Consider the following 18,058-nt stretch of genomic DNA (forward strand, 5'->3'; position numbering starts at 1 on the left):
GCCATCCAGCCTATACGCAGGAAGCGTACAAAATGAATGCTCTGTTTATCGAACTGCCGGCATTTGGGCGATACCGAACGGACTTCCTTGACGACGAGTTGTTCTGCGAACTGCAGATCGAGTTGCTGCGCCACCCGCACGCGGGGGTGCTGATTCAGGGCACTGGCGGCTTGCGCAAGATGCGTTTCGTCGATGAGCGACGCAACAAGGGCAAGCGTGGCGGGCTGAGGGTGATTTTTTACTGGTGGTCCGGAGGGGCGCAGTTCTGGCTCTTCACCTTGTTCGACAAAGAGCAGATGGACGACCTGCTACCGCAGCAGCGACAACAGCTCAAACAACTGCTGGAACGTGAAATCGAGGCCAGAAGACATGACCAAACGTGACATCTTTTCCGAACTGGTAGAAGGCATCGACGCCCTCACCCAGGAACGCCAGGGCAAGATCACCCTGCGCAGCCATAAAGTGAAACTCGACAAGCTGCCCCCCATCACCGCCACCGAGGTGATGAACATCCGCCAGCAACTCAACCTCTCGCGCTCGGTATTCGCCATGTACCTGCGCACCAACACCCGCACCCTGGAAAACTGGGAACAGGGCCGCGCTACGCCCAATGCCCAGGCCACGACGCTGATGCGCCTGGTGGAACGCTACCCCGACACGGTGGAGCGCCTCGCCTCGCTGGCCTGATACGGCACTGTTCGAAGGGCAACAAAAAACCCGCACCAGGCGGGTTTCTTGTTGCAGCGAACGCAGGCTTAGTCAGCCAGGCGCCAGGTCGTACCGCCCTTGCCGTCTTCCAGGATCACGCCCATGGCGGTGATCTGGTCGCGGATACGGTCGGACTCGGCCCAGTCCTTGTTGGCACGGGCCGCCAGACGAGCCTGGATCAGCGCCTCGACTTCTGCCGCATCAACCCGGCCTTCGGCACCGGCCTGCAGGAAGTCATCGGCTTCCAGTTGCAGCACGCCCAGCACGCTGGCCAGCTCTTTCAAGCGCGCAGCCAGACCGGCCGCCACCTCGACATCGCTCTCGCGCAGGCGGTTGATCTCACGCACCATCTCGAACAACACGGCACAGGCTTCCGGAGTACCGAAGTCGTCGTTCATCACCTGGGTGAAACGTTCGACGAAGGCTTCGCCACCGGCCGGCGCCACTTTCGGCAGCCCCTTGAGCGCATGGTAGAAACGCTCCAGCGCGCCCTTGGCGTCCTTGAGGTTGTCTTCCGAGTAGTTGATGGCGCTGCGGTAGTGGCTGGCCACCAGCAGGTAACGCACCACTTCCGGATGGTACTTGTCGAGCACGTCGCGAATGGTGAAGAAGTTGTTCAAGGACTTGGACATCTTCTCGCCATTGATGCGGATCATGCCGCAGTGCATCCAGGCATTGGCGTAGGGCTTGCCGGTCGCCGCCTCGCTCTGGGCAATCTCGTTCTCGTGGTGCGGGAACTCGAGGTCGCTGCCGCCGCCATGAATGTCGAAGGTCTCGCCCAGGCAGCAGGTGGACATCACCGAGCACTCGATATGCCAGCCCGGACGACCGTCACCCCAAGGCGATGGCCAGCTTGGCTCGCCCGGCTTGGTGCCTTTCCACAGAACGAAGTCCAGTGGGTCCTGCTTCGACTCGTCGACTTCGATCCGCGCGCCGATGCGCAGGTCTTCGATCTTCTTGCGCGACAGCTTGCCATAGCCCATGAACTTGCCGACGCGGTAGTACACGTCGCCATTGCCCGGGGCATAAGCGTACCCCTTGTCGATCAGGGTCTGGATCATCTTCAGCATGCCCGGAATATGATCCGTGGCACGCGGCTCCATGTCCGGCTTGAGGATGTTGAGGCGCGCTTCATCCTCGTGCATCGCCGTGATCATGCGTTCGGTCAGGACATTGAACGGCTCGCCGTTCTCCTTGGCCCGGTTGATGATCTTGTCTTCGATGTCGGTGATGTTGCGCACATACGTCAGGTCATACCCGCTGAAACGCAGCCAGCGGGTAATCAGGTCGAAGGCCACCATGCTGCGGCCGTGCCCCAGGTGGCAGTAGTCGTACACGGTCATGCCGCACACGTACATGCGCACCTTGTTGCCATCCAGCGGCTTGAAGACTTCTTTGCTCTTGGTGAGCGTGTTGTAGATCGTTAGCACGTTAGTTCCTTGACTGAATCACTGACCCCAGGAGTCGCGCAGGGTCACGGTACGGTTGAATACCGGAGCACCTGGTTTCGAGTCCTTGATATCCGCGCAGAAGTAGCCTTCGCGCTCGAACTGGAAACGGTCTTCCGGCTGTGCGTTGCCCAGCGAGGGTTCGGCACGACAACCAGTGAGCACTTGCAGGGAATCAGGGTTGATGTTGTCGAGGAAACTGGCGCTGTCCTCGGCCTTCTCCGGGTTCGGAGAACGGAACAGACGATCGTACAGACGCACTTCGCACTCGACGCTGGCAGCGGCCGGCACCCAGTGGATCACGCCCTTGACCTTGCGGCCTTCAGGGTTCTTGCCCAGGGTGTCCGGATCATACGAGCAGCGCAGTTCGACGATGTTGCCGTCGGCATCCTTGATCGCTTCATCGGCACGGATCACGTAGCTGCCACGCAGACGCACTTCACCAGCCGGTTCCAGGCGCTTGTAGCCTTTTGGCGGCTCTTCCATGAAGTCGTCACGGTCGATGTAGATTTCACGGGCGAACGGCAGCACCCGCACACCCATGTCTTCTTTCGGGTGGCGCGGCAGTTCGAGGTTCTCGACCTGGCCTTCCGGGTAGTTGGTGATCACGACCTTCAACGGGCGCAGCACGCACATGGCGCGCGGGGCGCTGTGATCCAGGTCGTCACGGATGCTGAATTCCAGCATGCCGAAGTCGACGATGCCGTCGGAACGGTTGGTGCCGACCATTTCGCAGAAGTTGCGGATGGATTTCGGCGTGTAGCCACGACGACGGAAGCCCGACAGGGTCGACATGCGCGGGTCGTCCCAGCCATTGACGTGCTGCTCGTCCACCAGTTGCTTGAGCTTGCGCTTGCTGGTGATGGTGTAGTTCAGGTTCAGGCGGCTGAACTCATACTGGCGCGGGTTGGCCGGCACCGGCAGGTTCTCCAGGAACCATTCGTACAGCGGACGATGGCTTTCGAACTCCAGGGTGCAGATCGAGTGCGTGATGCCTTCGATGGCGTCCGACTGACCGTGGGTGAAGTCGTAGTTGGGGTAGATGCACCACTTGTCACCGGTCTGGTGGTGATGAGCGTGACGGATGCGGTACATGATCGGGTCGCGCAGGTTCATGTTCGGCGAGGCCATGTCGATCTTGGCGCGCAGCACCCGTGCGCCGTCCGGGAACTCGCCGGCGCGCATGCGGGCGAACCAGTCCAGGTTCTCTTCCACCGAACGCTCGCGGAACGGGCTGTTCTTGCCAGGCTCGGTGAGGCTGCCGCGGTATTCCTTGGCTTGTTCGGGAGTCAGGTCGCAGACATAGGCCTTGCCCGCCTTGATCAGCTCCACGGCCCAGTCGTGCAACTGGTCGAAGTACTGCGAGGCATAACGCACTTCGCCGGACCATTCAAAACCCAGCCACTTGACGTCGCTTTCGATGGCGTCGATGTATTCCTGGTCTTCCTTGGCCGGGTTGGTGTCGTCGAAACGCAGGTGCGTGACGCCGCCGAATTCCTGGGCCAGACCGAAGTTCACGCAGATCGACTTAGCATGACCGATGTGCAGGTAGCCGTTGGGCTCCGGCGGGAAGCGGGTCACGATCTGTGTGTGCTTACCCGAGTCCAGGTCCGCCTGGATGATCGGGCGCAGGAAGTTGACCGGTACGGCCGGTCCAGTCTTGGAATTCGAGGTAGGGTCGACAGTGGGCTTGCTCATAGGATCCTTGAACGTACAAGTGCGCGGCCGGGTGCGGCCTGACAAATCAAAACGGATATCATAGCCGATGCTGTCAAGCGCCTGACAGAGCGCAGCTTTAAAACTGCGGCTATTAATGGCAGGCAAGTAAAAAAACAGCCTCGAAATTCGCGGCTGTCACGCTAAACTGCGCTCCTTGGCTGCAAGATGGCCAAACCGGTTCGGGTTGCACGCGTGCCCCGAGGCCCAGGATTTTCTTGAAAACGCTTTCCTTATAAAGAGTACCGACCATGACCCAAGTCAAACTGACCACCAACCACGGCGAGATCGTGCTGGAACTGAATGCCGAGAAAGCCCCGTTGACCGTGGCCAACTTCGTCGAATACGTGAAAGCCGGTCACTATGAAAACACCGTATTTCACCGCGTCATCGGTAACTTCATGATCCAGGGTGGCGGTTTCGAACCTGGCATGAAAGAAAAGAAAGACAAGCGTCCAAGCATCCAGAACGAAGCGGACAACGGCCTTTCCAACGACAAGTACACCGTCGCCATGGCCCGCACCATGGAGCCGCATTCGGCTTCCGCGCAGTTCTTCATCAACGTTGCCGACAACAGCTTCCTCAACCACAGCGGCAAGACCGTTCAAGGCTGGGGCTACGCAGTATTCGGTAAAGTGATCGCCGGCACCGAAGTGGTCGACAAGATCAAAGGCGTGGCCACCACCATGAAAGCCGGCCACCAGGACGTACCCGCAGAAGACGTGATCATCGAGAAAGCCGAGATCATTGAGTGATACTGCTGATTTCAGATTTGCATCTGGAAGAGGAACGCCCGGACATTACCCGGGCGTTTCTGGATTTACTCGGCGGGCGCGCCCGCGCCGCCGAGGCGCTGTACATCCTCGGGGACTTTTTCGAGGTATGGATCGGCGACGATGCCATGACCCCCTACCAACTTTCCATTTGCCAGGCACTGCGGGAACTGAGCGACAGCGGTACGAAGGTTTTCCTCATGCACGGCAATCGCGATTTCATGCTTGGCCAAGCCTTTTGCAAAGCGGCCGGCGCTACTCTGCTCAAGGATCCCAGCGTCGTCGACTTTTACGGCGAACCGGTATTGCTGATGCACGGTGACAGCCTGTGCACCCGCGACGAGGCCTACATGCGCATGCGCCGCTACCTGCGCAACCCGCTGAGCCTGTGGATTCTGCGCCACCTGCCGCTGGGCACCCGACGCAAGCTGGCACGCAAACTGCGCAACGAAAGCCGGACTCAGACCCGCATGAAGGCCAACGACATTGTCGACGTGACCCCGGACGAAATACCGCGGGTCATGCGCGAACATGGGGTCGGCACCCTGGTTCACGGCCACACTCACCGCCCGGCGATTCACAAGTTGCAGATTGGCGAGCAAGCCGCCAAGCGCATTGTGCTGGGCGACTGGGACCGTCAGGGATGGGCGTTACAGGTGGACGAGCAGGGTTTCCAACTGGCTGCGTTCGATTTCGTACCCGCGCAGTTGGCATTGCCCGGCTCGCCTTGAGCTTCGCGTCTTGCGCCGGCAAGCCAGCCCCTACAGGGAATCGGTGGTCGTAGGGGCTGGTTTGTCGGCAAAGGGCATCAATGCCCTGCCGAAGCCGGCCCGGCCTTGGCGGCAAAGGGAGGCTTGGCCAGCCACACCAGCAGAATCAGGCCCATGAACCCCCAGCCCAGCAGGGTGAAATAGTCCACGGTCGAAAGCATGTACGCCTGGCTGGTCAGAACTTGATCCAGTTGTGCGTAAGCCTTGCTACCCGCACCGCCAAGATTATTCAGCGCATCACGGGTGACCGGATCGAAGATGCTCATGCTCTCGCTCATGTAGGCATGGTGCTGATCGGCCCGGCGGATCCAGATCCAGGTCGTCAGCGACGCCGCAAAACTGCCCCCCAGGGTCCGCAGGAAGGTCGCCAGGCCAGCGCCGTCGGCGATCTGGTGCGGCGGCAGATCGGACATCAGGATGCTCAGGGTCGGCATGAAGAACAGGGCCACACCAATTCCCATGAACAACTGCACCAGGGCGATGTGCTGGAAGTCCACCTCATTGGTGAAACCGGCACGCATGAAGCAGCTCAGGCCAATGGCCAGGAACGCCAGCCCGGCCAGCAGGCGCAGGTCGAACTTGTGCGCGTACTTGCCGACAAAGGGTGACATCAGCACCGGCAGGATGCCGATCGGCGCCACTGCCAGGCCGGCCCAGGTGGCGGTATAGCCCATCTGCGTCTGCAACCATTGCGGCAGGATCAGGTTGATCCCGAAGAACCCGGCATAACCGCCCACCAGCACAATGGTGCCGATGCGGAAGTTGCGATGGGCGAACAGCCGCAAGTTGACCACCGGGTGCCGGTCGGTCATCTCCCAGATCACGAACACCGCCAGGGCAATCACCGAGATCAGCGTGCCAAGGATGATGAAATTGGACTCGAACCAGTCCAGGTCGTTGCCCTTGTCGAGGACGATCTGCAAGGCACCGACCCCGACGATCAGGCTCAACAAACCGATGTAGTCCATCGGCTGGCGGCTGGTGACCACCGGCCGTGCCTTCAATTGCTGCTGCACCACCCAGGCAGCAAACAGACCAATCGGCACGTTGATGAAGAAGATCCACGGCCAGCTGTAGCTGTCGGTGATCCAGCCACCGAGGATCGGCCCGGCAATCGGCGCCACCACCGTGACCATCGCCAGCAACGCCAGGGCCATGCCCCTCTTCGCCGGCGGGTAGACCGCAATCAGCAAGGTCTGGGTCATCGGATACAGCGGGCCCGCCACCACCCCTTGCAGCACCCGAAAGCCAACGAGCTCGGGCATCGAGGTGGAAATACCGCAGAGAAACGAGGCCAGCACGAACAGCAGGGTGGCCCAGATAAACAGCTTCACTTCGCCGAAACGCCGGCTCAGCCAGCCAGTCAGCGGCAAGGCAATGGCGTTGCTCACGGCAAACGAGGTAATGACCCAGGTGCCCTGCTCCGAACTCACCCCGAGGTTGCCGGAAATGGTCGGCAGCGCCACGTTGGCAATGGTGGTGTCGAGCACCTGCATGAAGGTCGCCAGGGACAGGCCGATGGTGCTGAGCAGCAGGCTGGGAGGCGTGAAAGACGCGTTATTGCTCATCGCAAATCCTTTGGAACTAGGCTGGCACCGCGGCCTCTAGCAGAGGCCGCGGTTGACGGATTGGCGAATCAGCGCTGGGCGGTCTTGCCGATGGCAGCGCTGTTGTCGTGGATCAGGCGAGCGATCAGGGTATCGGCTTCACCCAACTGACGGTCGTAGACGTTGGTGCTGAAGGAAGCCTTCTGCGCGGGCTGCTGGGCCAGCACCGGGCCGCTCTGGTCCCGCAGGTTGACGTTGACCACCGTTGACAGACCGACCCGCAGCGGGTGCTTGGCCAGCTCTTCGGCATTGACGTGGATGCGCACCGGCACCCGCTGCACGATCTTGATCCAGTTGCCGGTGGCGTTCTGCGCCGGCAGCAGGGCAAAGGCGCTGCCGGTGCCTGCACCGAGGCTGTCAACGGTGCCACTGTATTTCACGTCGCTGCCGTAGATGTCCGCCTCAATGTCCACCGGCTGGCCGATGCGCATGTCCCGCAGCTGGGTTTCCTTGAAGTTGGCGTCGATCCACAACTGATCCAGCGGGATCACCGCCATCAACGCCGTACCCGGCTGAACCCGCTGGCCCAACTGCACGGTGCGCTTGGCCACATAACCGGTGACCGGCGCAATCAGGGTGCTGCGGGCATTGGTCAGGTAGGCCTGACGCAATTGCGCGGCGGCGGCCTGCACGTCCGGGTGGTTGGAAACCACTGTGTCGTCCACCAGGGCATTGGTGGTGTTGAGCTGTTGCTGGGCATTGGCCAGAGCATTCTGCGCCGAGGTCAGGTCATCCCGGGCGTGGGACAGTTCTTCCTGGGAAATCGCCCCGCTGGCGGCCAGATTCTTGCGGCGGCTGAAGTTCTCCTGGGCTTTCTGCACCGCGGCCTTCTGCGCCGCCACCTGGGCACGCATGCCATCGACGTTGCTGTACAGGCCGCGCACCTGACGCACAGTCCGGGCCAGATTGGCCTCGGCGCTCTGCAGGCCGACCTGGGCATCGTTGGGGTCGAAATTGACCAGTACCTGGCCTTCATGCACCAGGTCGCCATCATCGGCGCCGATGCTGACGACAGTGCCGGTGACCAGCGGGGTGATCTCCACCACGTTGCCGTTCACATAGGCGTCATCGGTGTTTTCATTCCAGCGCCCGTACAGTTCATGCCAGGCGAACACGCCCAGGCCGCCGAGTACGACGATGGCCGCCAGTCCCAGCAGCATGACTTTGCGCTTGCGGGAGTTGCTGGCGTCCTGGGTGTTTTCAGTTGCTTGAGTGTCGGCAGTAGCCATGACAAATACCTCGAATTATTTGGTCTGCGGGGCGGAGGTCGGGCTGGCGGAGGCCAGGTTCTGGGCGTTGAAGCCGCCCCCCAGTGCCTGCATCAGTTGGATCGACAGGTCGATCTGCTGGGCATTCAGCGTGGCCAGCTGGCGCTGGGCCTGCAGCAGTTGCTGCTCGATGCTCAGCACATCCAGGTAGTTGCCGATGCCGGAGCCGTAGCGCTGCATCACGGTGTTGTAGGAGTCCTGGGCAATGTCGGTGGCATGCTGCTGGGCCGCGATCTGCCGGCCGATATCGCGCAGCTGGGAAATGCTGTCGGCGACATCGCCCAGGGCCGTGACCAGGGTCTTGTTGTACTGCGCCACCGCCAGGTCGTAGTCGGCGTCCCGGGCATCCAGGCTGGCGCGCAGACGGCCGCCGTCGAAAATCGGCAGCGAAACGGTCGGGGCGATGCTGAAGAAGCGGCTGGCGGAACCGAACATCGCGTCCCCCAGCAACGACTCGGCGCCGGCGCTGGCGCTCAGGTTGAGGTTGGGATAGAAGCGGGTCTTGCTGGCGTCGATGTTCTTGCTCGCCGCCTCCACCCGCCAGCGGGCCGCCACCAGGTCGGGGCGCCGCCCCAGCAGCTCGGCGGGCAAGATCGAAGGCAGCGCCACGGCGCTGGCTTGCAGCACCTTGGGCCGGCTGATGTCGTCGGCGCGGTCCGGGCCTTTGCCGAGCAATACCGCGAGGGCGATCTTGGCGCTCTGCAACTGCTTCTCGGCGTCGATCAGGCTGGCCTGGGAGCTGGCTTCGAGGCTTTCGGTCTGTTGGTACTGGTACTGGCTGTCGATCCCGGCGCCCAGGCGGCGCTGGCTCAGGTCGAGCATCTGCCGGGTGCGCTTGAGGTCCTCGTCGGCCAGGTCATGCACGATGTGGGCGCGGCCCAGGTCGCTGTAGGCCCGGGCGACATCGGCGGCCAGGGTCAGGCTGGCGGCCTGGCGGTCGATTTCTGCCGCTCGGGCCTGGCCCAGTGCGGCTTCCCAGGCGGCACGCTGGCCTCCCCAGAGATCGAAGTTGTAATTGAAGCTGGCGCCGATGTTGCGCACCGTGGAATAAGCACCGCCCTGCCCTAACGGGTCCTGATCACGGGCCAGGCGCGAACGGCTGATCCCGGCACTGGCGTCCAGGGTCGGCATCCGCTCGGCATCCGCCGCATAAGCCGCGGCGCTGGCCTGATGGGCTCGAGCGCTGGCGATCTGCATGTCCGGGCTGTCACGCAGGGCTTCCTGGATCAGGCCGTCCAGCTGGCTGTCGCCAAGGCTTCGCCACCAATCACTTTGCGGCCAGGCCGCCGGCGAAAGCCTCACGCCATTGAGGGATTGCCCGGCCTTGAGGCTTTTCGCCTCAAGGCTGACGCCGGAGGTCACAAGGCCGCTGTAGTTGGCACAACCGGCCAGGCTCATGGCCAGCAGCACCAGGCTGACGCGCATACGCAAGGGTTTACTGCTCATTTATCACCTACCCGCAGGACGGTGATCGGGTCACCGGCTGCCAGCAAAATTTTCTTGAGGATCTGTTCCAGGGTCCGCAGTTCCTGCGGGGTAATGGCACCGGCCAGTTCGTTCATCGCGTCGGCGCCGATCTGCGGCAGCCGATCGGCGAGCTTTTGCCCCTCCTCCGTGAGCACCAGCTGCACCTGGCGCCGGTCACCTTCGGAACGCCGGCGGGCAAGGAAATCCTTCTGTTCCAGGCGATCGAGCATGCGTGTCATCGAACCGCTGTCCAGGGACAGGTGGCGGCACAGCTCGGCCGGAGTGTCGACGCCGAACTGGGCCATGATGATCAGCACCTTGAACTGCGCGGCGGTGATGCCATGGGGTTCCATGTGGGTGTCGATGATCCGGTCCTTGAGCAAGGCCGCTCGCCCCAACAACAGTCCAAGGTGGCAATTGTGAAAATCGTCCGGGTGGAAATGCTTCATCTGAGCACCAATTAGCTGCCTAGGCAGAGAGTGTGTGTCGAGATGTTACTGCCTAGGCAGCCAATGTCAACGCAATAATTAGCACGCTCTCTACTTGCTTGATAAACGGTGCAGCGCGACCGCCCGAGAGCCGCTGTCGAGCTGGGTTGCGCAAGAGATGGGGAAGATGCACGGGGGCCGGGCGGCCCCCGCAGGTGGGACTCAGAAGTCGCGCTTGTAGAAGATATCCAGGGAGCTGGCAAAGCCGCTGGCCGCTTCCAGGTAGACCTTCTTGCTCAGCTTGTAGCGCAAGGCGATGGTGCTGGCCGGCTCAAAGACCCCGACGCCGTAGCGCAGGCTGAGCTTCTCGGAGATCGCGCCACTGGCCACCACGCTGGTGTTGTTGCCACTGCCCTGGGTATCGAGCTGGAAGTCCTGGATCCCCAGGTTCTTGGCGATGCCTCCGGTCAGCTCCGAGCTGCCCATCAGCCCCAACCCGAGAGCCGCCTGGGCCAGCATGTTGTTGTCTTCACCCGTGGAGCTCAGTGGCCGCCCCAGCACCAGATAGGACAACGCCTGCTCCTGGCTCATGGCCGGCTCGGAGAATATCTGCGTCGCCGGTTGCTCGGCGCTGCCGCTCAGGCGGATACCAGCGATCACATCATCGGTCTGGCGCACCGCCTCGATATCCAGGTACGGCTGGTCGATAGGCCCGGCAAACAGCAGGCGCGCCCGGCGCACGGTCAGGCGCTGGCCGTAGGCCCGGTAGCGACCGTCGTTGAGCCACAGCTCGCCGCGGGTATCCATGTTGTCGCCGATGTGCACATGGCCCTGCAGATTGGCGGTGAGGCCGAACCCGGCAAACGCAAGCTTGTCCCGGCCAACCTCCACATCGATGTCCATCGCCATGGCCATGGGCTTTTGGCCGTCTTCGGTCTGCTGGCCGACGATGACCGTGTCATCGGACACCTTGACCGTGGACGGCGGCAGTTCACGCACGGTGATCTGGCCCTTGGGGATCAGCACCTTGCCGGCGATTGCCAGTTTGTCGTCCTGCAGCGAGATCTTCAGGTCCGGCGCCACTTCCAGCGCGGCATAGGGCTCGACCGTGACCGGCAACTGCGCGCCCTTGAGGCTCAGGTCCACCAGCAATGCCCGGCCCCAGGCAATGTTGCCGCTGAGGCTGCCCTGCCCGGCCTTGCCGCTTTTCCAGCCACCATCGAGGCGCACGCTTTCACCGACAATCTGCGCCGTGAGCTGCAAATCTTCGAGGCTGGTGGGCAGCTCGGAACCGGACACCTGCCCGCCACTGAGCTGCAGGTTGCCGTTGACCTGAGGGGCCAGCAAACCGCCGGAGAGCCGGCCGCTGCCATTCAAGTTGCCGCTGAGTTTTTCCACCATCGGCACGAACGGCCGGGCCACGGACAGATCCAGGCCACTGAGGCGGAATTCGCCGGACAACGGTTTGTTCTTCGGCAGCGGGTTGATCTGCGCCTGCACCATCAACTGCCCCAGCTTGCCGCCTTCGAACTGCAACTGCGTATCGATGCGCCGTGGGGCCAGGCGCGCGTCGAGTTTCAGGGTCTGGTAGGGGAAATCCAGCCACTGATCCTTGTCCTTGACTCGCAGCGTGCCAGCGCTGGCGTCCAGCATGACCTGGCCCCGGGGCCCGCTGGCCGGCAGGTCCAGTTGTACATCGGCATTGAGAATGCCCTTCCAGGCGAAATCCTTGGGCAGCCACTGGGCCAGGCTGTCGATCGGGAAACGCTTGAGGTGGTAGCGCAGTTTCGGATCAGGCATCAACCGCTGGTCTTCGCCACACAGGCTGGCGTCGCCACTGGCCCAGCAGTGGGCGCCAAAGTTGAGCGTGCCGTTGGCCAAACGCTCCAGCTTGGCCGGGTTTTGCAGCTTCCAGTCCTGGCCGCCGGTCTGCACCTCACCGCTGGCCAAGCGCCCGCGCCAGTTGCCCTGGTCCAACGCGCCATCCAGGCCCAGGGCCAGTTTCAACAGCGGCCCTTGCAGGTCCAGTTGCAGCTTCTGTTTCTTGATGTCGCCCTGGCCTGCCAGCGTCAGGGTGCCCAACTGAGTGTCGCCCAGCTGGATCCCGCTGCCCTTGAGGTCCAACTGGGCCTTTTGCGTATTGTCCAGGACGGCGTCCAGCTTGAGGTTCTGCAAGCGGTTATCGGCAAAGGCCAACTGCTGACCGGCCAGGTCCAGCTTGCCCTGTGGCGCCTTGAGGGTGCCAGCCAGGTCGAGCCGCCCATTGAGCTGCCCGCGCAACTCGGGCCAGAGCTGACCCAGGCGCGGCATCTTGATCTCCAACTGGCCGGCAATTTTCTGTTGCAGGCTGCCGGAGCCGTTGATGCGGTTGTCCCCCAGGCGGATATCCAGCGCGCTCAGGTTCCATTGTTCTCCCGCCCCCTCGGCCTTGGCCTGCAAGACCGCCGCCTGCCCGCGCAAACGCCCCTTGAGGTCGAGATTGGCATTGAGCTTGAGTTGCTGGTTTTTCATTTCGCCCTGGCTGCGCAACGGCCCGGCCAGGGTTCCCGGCAGCTCTGCGAGCCAATACGCCGGGTTGATGGCCGACAGGTCGAGGGCGGTATCCCAGGCAATGCCGTCGGCGAACTGCAGGTTCAGGTGGCCTTCGGCCTTGCCCTGGCCCGCCGCCAGCTTGAACTGTGGCAGGTAGATTTTCGTCAGGTCGCCACTGAACGGGCTGCTCAGGCTGAACGCGCCGGCCGGGCCATCCAGGTCACCCTTGAAGTTGCCCAGGTAATTGCCGTCGCGATAAGCCACCTCGGCCTCGAAGCTGCGGACCCGCACGGCCGGCTCTTCGATCAGCGGATACAGGCGGTGCCAGGGGAAATCCAGCCAGGCGAGCTTGGCCTCTGCGGAAAAACCTTCGCTCCAGTCCAGTTGCCCGCTGAGCTTGAGGTGCTGCTTGTCGCTGGCATTCAGGTCCAGCGCGGCAATCCGCGCGCCCTTGGCGTCGACCTTGCCCTGCAGCACCAGGGCCACCGGCCCCTGCTCCGCTGGCAGGCTGGCCTTGCCAGCCAACTGGTAGCCGCTTTTCAGGTCACCGTTACCGGTCAGTTCCAGCTGATCCAGCTGCAGGGTGTCCGGCAGATCGGCGCTGGCCTTGAAACCATCGGCGGTGATCCGCACCTGAGCCGGCAGACTCTCCGCCAATGGCTGCAATTGGCCGCTCAATTGCCCTTGCAGGTAGCCGCTGCTGTCGGCATGCAGTTTCAGGGTCTTGAGCAGGTCGCCTTCCACCTTCAGCGCCAGGGACCAGGGACCGCCACCGGGCGCAGGCAAGCCGAGGTTGCCCTGGACGGTCAACGGCCAGTCGCCAGCAGGTTGCAACAGCCCGGACAGGTCCAGGCTCAAGTCATCACGCTGCAGCCGCAGCGAGTCGATCTGCAAGCCTTGCGCGGTCCAGTGCGCCGCCAGTTGCAAGCCCTTGAGCTGTTCGCTGCCGTTGAACAGCAGGCTGCCGACCTGCACCTGGCCCAGTTCGATGGCCAGTGGCAGTTTCAGCTCCGGCAGGCTGATGGGGCCTGAACCTGTTTCAGCTTCGGCAGCGGGCGGGAACTGCAGGCTGACCTGCTCGGCCTGCAACTGGTCGATGCACAGGGTCCGGCGCAGCAGGCAGGCGGGGGACCAGGCGAACTTCACGAGGCTGAGCTCGACCCGATTGTCACCCTGTTGCCAAAGCAGATGGTCGGCGCTCCACTGGCCGCCGAGGCGGCCATCGAAATGCTCCAGGGTCAGCCCCGGCACCCGCGCCAGGGCCCAGCGACTGCCGGCCTGGGTTCCCAGCACCGTAGTCACGGCCAGGATGATCAGGATCACCAGCGCAAGGACCGCCAGCAGCGTTACCTTCAAACCACGCTTCACAGCTCTGGCCCCATGGAAAAGTGCAAACGAATACCGCCGTCATCATTCATCGCGTGGGCCAGGTCGACCCGGATCGGGCCAACCGGCGAAACCCAGCGCACGCCAACCCCGACGCCGGTCTTGAGATTCGGCAGTTCCAGCTTGTTGAACGAGTTGCCCTGGTCGACAAAGGTTGCGATCCGCCACTTCTCGGCGATCGAATACTGGTATTCGACACTGCCGGCCACCATGTAGCGGCCGCCGATGCGATCGCCTTCGGAGTTCTCCGGCGACAGGGTCTGATAGTCGTAACCGCGAACGCTCTGGTCGCCACCGGCAAAGAAGCGCAAGGAGGGCGGAATCGACTTGTAACCGTTGGTGGCGCTGCCGCCGAACTGCACCCGCCCGAGGAATCGATGATTGTCCCAGACCGTGGTCAGGCCTTTGAGCAGCACCGTGCCATATAGCAGGTTGGTGTCGGAACCGAGGTCTTCCTTGGCCAGCTTGGTGTCGAACTGAATGCGATAGCCGTTGTGCGGATCAATACGGTTGTCGCTGCGCAGGTAGGAATAAGTCAGGCCGGGCATCAGCAGGTTACTCAGGCCCGAGTCATCCCCAAGACGGTATTCCTCTCGTTGATACTTCAGCGACACCACGCGCTGCCAGCCGCTGGGCAACTTGCTGTGCCACTCGGGACCGACGGTGAGCAATTTGCTCAAGGTGTCGGTGCCGGCAATCTCTTCATTCTGGTAACCGCCGGCAAACCGCAGCTTGTCGGTCAGGGGCGGGTCCAGCGGAATGTCGTACCACAGGCCAACGTTCTGCCGGGGCGCCGACACTTCCGTTTCCCACCCATAACTGTGGCCCTGGGGGTTGACCCAGTGCCGGGTCCAGTTGGCCTTGACCCGCGGCCCCACGTCGGTGGAGTAGCCCAGGCCGAGCCCCATGGTCCGAGGCTTGCGGGTTTCCAGCTGGACCGCTACCGGGATCACCTCGTGTTCGGCGGCGGTGGGCGCGGCGTCCACCCGTATGCCTTCGAAATAGCCGCTTGATTGCAGGGCCTGGTTGAGCTCGGCAATCAGTTCGGAGTCATAGGGCGCGCCGGCCTTGAACGGCACCATGCGCCGCAGCAGGTCCTCATCGAACAGTGAATCGCCGGTAAAGCTGACCTTGCCCAGGGCATAGCGCGGGCCGCTGTCATAGATCAGTTCGATATCCGCTACCCCGGCTTGCGGGTCGACCGACAGTTGCTGACGGGTAAAACGCCCGCTGAAAAACCCATAGCGCGAAGCCTGATTCTGGATCAGGCGCTTGGCGTCTTCGTAATGGCCATGATTGAGCACCGCGCCAGGCTTGAGCTGGTCGCTGGTAGGAGTACGAAAAGACTTGAGGGAAGCCGCAGGGCCTTCGACCCGGACCGTCACATTGCGCAGATGCACCGGTTCCCCGGGATCGATACGCAACAACAGACGCGGTTTGTCACCGCCGCGCACTTCGCTCTCGATATGCGGCTGGTAGTAGCCCAGGGCCTGGGCAGCTTTCTTCGCCTGCTCTTCAGCGCCCCTGCTGAACCGCAACAAGGCTTCTTCATCGCGATCGCCGACACTGCCAATGTAGCCTTCCACATTGGCCTTCAACTCGTCATTGGCGGGCTTGACCCTGACATCCAATTCGCTCTGCGCCAGCGCCGCACAGCTTGTGAACAACAGCAAAAAGCCGCTGGTAAATCTTCCTGGAAACTTCATAGGCGCGGATGCTATCACGAGCTTGGGAGGGCGATAGAGCGCTCAAGTGCACGGAAAGTTCTATATCAGGCTGTTGCTCTTTGTAAGTACTGCGGGTTGGGGTGAAAAAATACATGCTCGCGCACCGGCCCGACTGCAATCTCACCCACCTCTTCATAGCCCTGGCGCTTATAGAACTCCAGGTAACGCGGATTGCCGGTGTCCAGCACCACGCCCTGGGAATGTTCATCCGCGGCGCACCAGTTATGGACCGCTGCCAGCAACTGTTCGCCGAAATGCTGGCCCTGGAACTGCGGGTGCACCCCCAGCAGCGGCAACACATGGACCGCATCATTGGGCAGGCAGGCCTGCACCGCCTGATGGTATTCCAGGTAGCGCTGGGTGCAGCGAAAGCCGGTGCTGAGCACCATGCGCAACCGCCAGGCCCAACTTTCGGTAATGCCCAGGCGCCGCTGCGGCGGTGCGATCAGGGCAATGCCGATCAGTCGGTCATTGACCAGCAGGCCGATGGCCGGCAGGTCTTGCAGAAAATGCTGCTTCACCAGTTCCCGCACCGTGGCCCGGACCCGCTGTTCGTAGCCTGGGCGCTCGGATTCGAAAATGAAGCCGAACGTCGGCTCATGGCGGTAGGCCTGGTACAGCAACGACCGCGCTTCGCGGGAATAGCCGCTGTCGAGTTGGTGAATATCGGCGATGACATTGGAGGAATCAGGCATGACGGTCACTCTCCCCTGGACCCGGCTCAAATGGCCGCGCTCCTGTTATTACGAGCCCTGCGCGCCGCTGATCGTTCCCGCGCTCAAGGGACATTAGCAGTGCATCTGCCACGCCGCCACGCTGGTCGACCCGGGCGTTGTCAGCTAGCATCGCTGTTTTGCCAGGACCGCCGACCATGAAGATCGTCTCGTTCAATATCAACGGGCTGCGCGCCCGCCCCCATCAGCTGGCGGCGCTGATCGACAAACATCAGCCGGACGTGATCGGCCTGCAGGAAACCAAGGTCGCCGACGAACAGTTTCCCCTCGCCGACGTCCAGTCCCTGGGTTACCACGTGCATTACCACGGCCAGAAGGGCCATTACGGTGTAGCTCTGCTCTCGCGCCAGGCGCCGCTGGCCTTGCACAAAGGCTTCGAGGGCGATGACGAAGACGCTCAGCGGCGCTTCATCTGGGGCACTTTCGCCGATGCCGACGGCACGCCGGTGACCATCATGAACGGTTACTTCCCCCAGGGCGAAAGCCGCGACCACCCCACCAAGTTCCCGGCCAAGCAGCGCTTCTACCAGGACCTGCAGCACCTGCTGGAAAGCCGCTTCAGCAACGACCAGCCCCTGGTAGTCATGGGTGATGTGAACATTTCACCGGAAGATTGCGACATCGGCATCGGCGCCGACAACGCCAAGCGTTGGCTGAAGACCGGCAAATGCAGCTTCCTGCCGGAAGAGCGGGAGTGGATGGCCCGCCTGAAGAACTGGGGCCTGGTGGACAGCTTCCGTCACCTGAACCCCGAGGTGAACGACCGCTTCAGTTGGTTCGACTACCGCAGCCGCGGCTTCGAGGATGAGCCCAAGCGCGGCCTGCGCATCGACCTGATCATGGCCTCTCAGGGGTTGCTGCCACGGGTCAAGGACGCGGGGGTCGACTATGAACTGCGGGGCATGGAAAAACCTTCGGACCATGCGCCGATCTGGCTCGAACTGGGCTGATCGACAGGCACAAAAAAGCCCATCTGCCGATGGGCTTTTTTTTACTTCGCGGTTACAGCTGCACGTGCTCGACCCGCTCCGTGGTACCCGCACTGGCGATAGCGCTGATGGCGCTGTCGAGTGTGGCTTCCGAATCGTACAAGTGGCTGACCAGAATCACTTCCTTACCGGACTTGAGCTTGAAAAAAGGTTTGCCGCCCGACGAAATTTTCTTGACGTAACGTTCCGGGGAAGCGCAGTGTGCGCGGAACAGGCCGAGAGCCGCCTCGGCACTGTCCCGGCAAGGGTATCGGTCGCTTTGAAGCATGGTCTGCGCCTCCTTTGTCTTCAGCAAGAATCTGCATGCACCACTGCCATACTGCTTCAGCTCGAACCAGGCACTCATTTGTAACTCCTTTGCACACTACGAAATAGCAGCTCAACACTGCCGAGGCATCCGCGGGGACGACGCGTTGGCAGTCGCCCCAATCCCCGCCAGACAAAGTTGCCCACTCTACGCGCCGTTCCGAGGTCGGTCTTTAGGACACATCTCAAAAAATCTAGA

15 protein-coding genes are annotated in these 18,058 nt (G+C 62.3%); 5 read left to right on the forward strand and 10 right to left on the reverse strand.

Features of this window, described 5'->3' with window-relative positions:
• The first annotated feature begins 32 nt into the window (after positions 1 to 32).
• Both LXM55_RS20365 and LXM55_RS20370 read left to right on the forward strand, forming a co-directional pair.
• Positions 33 to 383, forward strand: coding sequence for a toxin (locus LXM55_RS20365; protein ID WP_233322026.1), 351 nt, complete (start codon positions 33 to 35; stop codon positions 381 to 383).
• A complete protein-coding gene (locus LXM55_RS20370) occupies positions 370 to 687 on the forward strand; it encodes a helix-turn-helix domain-containing protein (RefSeq protein ID WP_102864712.1) in 318 nt (105 codons plus the stop codon). Before LXM55_RS20365 ends, LXM55_RS20370 begins: the two co-directional genes overlap by 14 nt.
• 68 nt (positions 688 to 755) lie before the next feature.
• On the opposite strand, the gene cysS is transcribed toward LXM55_RS20370, so the two are convergent.
• Together cysS and LXM55_RS20380 are read right to left on the reverse strand one after the other, a co-directional pair.
• Complete coding sequence (gene cysS, locus LXM55_RS20375) at positions 756 to 2,138, reverse strand: cysteine--tRNA ligase (RefSeq protein ID WP_233322027.1); 1,383 nt, start codon at positions 2,136 to 2,138, stop codon at positions 756 to 758.
• Positions 2,139 to 2,156: 18 nt separating this feature from the next.
• Positions 2,157 to 3,854, reverse strand: coding sequence for a glutamine--tRNA ligase/YqeY domain fusion protein (locus LXM55_RS20380; RefSeq protein WP_233322028.1), 1,698 nt, complete (start codon positions 3,852 to 3,854; stop codon positions 2,157 to 2,159).
• 269 nt (positions 3,855 to 4,123) lie between these two features.
• Here LXM55_RS20380 and LXM55_RS20385 point away from each other — a divergent pair, with 269 nt between their 5' ends.
• Together LXM55_RS20385 and lpxH are read left to right on the forward strand one after the other, a co-directional pair.
• Positions 4,124 to 4,627, forward strand: coding sequence for a peptidylprolyl isomerase (locus LXM55_RS20385; protein WP_060840144.1), 504 nt, complete (start codon positions 4,124 to 4,126; stop codon positions 4,625 to 4,627).
• Positions 4,624 to 5,376: a UDP-2,3-diacylglucosamine diphosphatase gene (gene lpxH / locus LXM55_RS20390; protein ID WP_233322029.1), complete on the forward strand. Its 753-nt coding sequence runs from the start codon at positions 4,624 to 4,626 to the stop codon at positions 5,374 to 5,376. Before LXM55_RS20385 ends, lpxH begins: the two co-directional genes overlap by 4 nt.
• Before the next feature lie 77 nt (positions 5,377 to 5,453).
• On the opposite strand, the gene LXM55_RS20395 is transcribed toward lpxH, so the two are convergent.
• The 7 genes from LXM55_RS20395 to LXM55_RS20425 all read right to left on the reverse strand — a co-directional run bounded on the left by LXM55_RS20395 (position 5,454) and on the right by LXM55_RS20425 (position 16,525).
• Positions 5,454 to 6,983, reverse strand: coding sequence for a DHA2 family efflux MFS transporter permease subunit (locus LXM55_RS20395; RefSeq protein WP_233322030.1), 1,530 nt, complete (start codon positions 6,981 to 6,983; stop codon positions 5,454 to 5,456).
• A 68-nt stretch (positions 6,984 to 7,051) separates the two neighbouring features.
• Positions 7,052 to 8,251: an efflux RND transporter periplasmic adaptor subunit gene (locus LXM55_RS20400; RefSeq protein ID WP_233322031.1), complete on the reverse strand. Its 1,200-nt coding sequence runs from the start codon at positions 8,249 to 8,251 to the stop codon at positions 7,052 to 7,054.
• A 15-nt stretch (positions 8,252 to 8,266) separates the two neighbouring features.
• Positions 8,267 to 9,736, reverse strand: coding sequence for an efflux transporter outer membrane subunit (locus LXM55_RS20405; protein ID WP_233322032.1), 1,470 nt, complete (start codon positions 9,734 to 9,736; stop codon positions 8,267 to 8,269).
• Positions 9,733 to 10,206 carry a MarR family winged helix-turn-helix transcriptional regulator gene (locus LXM55_RS20410; protein WP_233322033.1) on the reverse strand — a complete coding sequence of 158 codons (474 nt, stop codon included), beginning with the start codon at positions 10,204 to 10,206 and terminating at the stop codon, positions 9,733 to 9,735. The genes LXM55_RS20405 and LXM55_RS20410 overlap by 4 nt, the downstream gene beginning before the upstream one ends.
• 201 nt (positions 10,207 to 10,407) lie before the next feature.
• On the reverse strand, positions 10,408 to 14,085 hold the full coding sequence (locus LXM55_RS20415) for a translocation/assembly module TamB domain-containing protein (protein ID WP_233322034.1): 3,678 nt from the start codon (positions 14,083 to 14,085) through the stop codon (positions 10,408 to 10,410).
• Entirely contained in the window at positions 14,082 to 15,809 is a 1,728-nt protein-coding gene (locus tag LXM55_RS20420) for an autotransporter assembly complex protein TamA (protein WP_233322035.1), read from the reverse strand. The genes LXM55_RS20415 and LXM55_RS20420 overlap by 4 nt, the downstream gene beginning before the upstream one ends.
• Before the next feature lie 65 nt (positions 15,810 to 15,874).
• A complete protein-coding gene (locus LXM55_RS20425) occupies positions 15,875 to 16,525 on the reverse strand; it encodes a GNAT family N-acetyltransferase (RefSeq protein WP_233322036.1) in 651 nt (216 codons plus the stop codon).
• Between the two features lie 176 nt (positions 16,526 to 16,701).
• Between LXM55_RS20425 and xthA the strand changes: the two genes are divergently transcribed.
• On the forward strand, positions 16,702 to 17,514 hold the full coding sequence (gene xthA / locus LXM55_RS20430) for an exodeoxyribonuclease III (RefSeq protein WP_233322037.1): 813 nt from the start codon (positions 16,702 to 16,704) through the stop codon (positions 17,512 to 17,514).
• Between the two features lie 52 nt (positions 17,515 to 17,566).
• Here xthA and LXM55_RS20435 read toward each other — a convergent pair whose 3' ends face one another.
• Positions 17,567 to 17,899, reverse strand: coding sequence for a DUF1508 domain-containing protein (locus tag LXM55_RS20435; RefSeq protein ID WP_233322038.1), 333 nt, complete (start codon positions 17,897 to 17,899; stop codon positions 17,567 to 17,569).
• Positions 17,900 to 18,058: the final 159 nt, after the last annotated feature.

The organism is Pseudomonas sp. Au-Pse12, from assembly GCF_021341665.1.
GTDB lineage: Bacteria > Pseudomonadota > Gammaproteobacteria > Pseudomonadales > Pseudomonadaceae > Aquipseudomonas.